Genomic DNA, 1,140 nt, shown 5'->3' on the forward strand with positions numbered 1-1,140 from the left:
TGGCGTTTCTACCGCAAGGTAACCTTCACCCATGACGGCAACGTCGAGCGCACGACCTGTTTTCACAACGTCGCCAGAATCAAAACGCGTTGATGCAGAGTTTGTGACCACCATAGTTCGGCCATCAAAGCCCGGGCCTTGTAACTCCACGCTACGAACACGTTCCATATCCGCACGAAAACCTGCGGTATCCGCGTTCGACAAGTTATTCGAACGAACGTGTTGCGCTTTAAGAACTCGGCTTGCACCGGAGGTTGCTGTAAATAACAAGCTATCCATGCAGAACTCCTATTACACCGCGTTGAACAAGGCTTGAGTGAGCTTGTCGCTGGTCGAAATCGTTTTTGCGTTCGCTTGGTAGTTACGTTGTGCTGTCATCAGTGCCACAAGCTCACTGGTTAGGTCGACGTTTGAGCCCTCTAATGCACCTGGAGTCAAGTTACCCAGCGTGCCAGAACCCGGAACGCCCATGATCGGCGCACCAGAGCTAAAGCTTTGTGTCCACGCAGTGCCGCTCACTTTTGCTAGACCTTGCGTATTAGCAAAATCAGCCAGAACCACTTGGCCTTGAAGCTGTGATTGACCGTTAGTGTAAGTTGCGTAAACCATGCCGTTGTCTTCTACGCGTACGCCTGCAAGCTCACCAGATGTGTAACCGTTCGGACTGTTTGTGCTCACGCCAAACGCAGCACCAAATTGCGTGCTGCCTTTTAGGTTGATATCAACGCTCATTGCGTTTGCGCCCGCAGCTGGGAATGCCACATTGAAAGAGCCTGTTGGCGCCGCTAACGTACCGTCTTTATTAAACGTCACAGGAATGGTTGAAACAGGAGTTTTACCACCGTCGACTTGCACGTTTACTTCCCATGCGTTGTCTGCCGTTTTAGTGAAGTACTGCGTCACGGTGTGAGAGTTGCCAAGTGAATCGTACACCTGTGTCGTGTAAGAAGAGTTGAACGAGGTTGGATCCGCTGGATCGAACGGCGTTACCGCTTTATCAATCGCTTTTGCACTTGCATCGAAGTTCGCAACAAAATCAAGCTTATCTGTCGCTTTCGCGTTGAGTGACGATGTTGATACTTGGATGTTACCTACAGAACCCGTCATCAAGTTGTTGTTGCTATCTACGATGTAACCTTG

General features: G+C 50.3%; 2 protein-coding genes. Both read right to left on the reverse strand.

The genetic code is table 11. The annotated features are described in order from the left end of the window. On the reverse strand, positions 1-279 hold a 279-nt coding region (locus R7P69_RS25060; protein WP_318121806.1), incomplete at its 3' end, for a flagellar hook-basal body complex protein. 12 nt (positions 280-291) lie between these two features. Beyond that, on the reverse strand, positions 292-1,140 hold an 849-nt coding region (locus tag R7P69_RS25065; RefSeq protein ID WP_318121808.1), incomplete at its 5' end, for a flagellar hook-basal body complex protein.

This window comes from Vibrio sp. 661 (assembly GCF_033339315.1).
Lineage (GTDB): Bacteria > Pseudomonadota > Gammaproteobacteria > Enterobacterales > Vibrionaceae > Vibrio > Vibrio alginolyticus.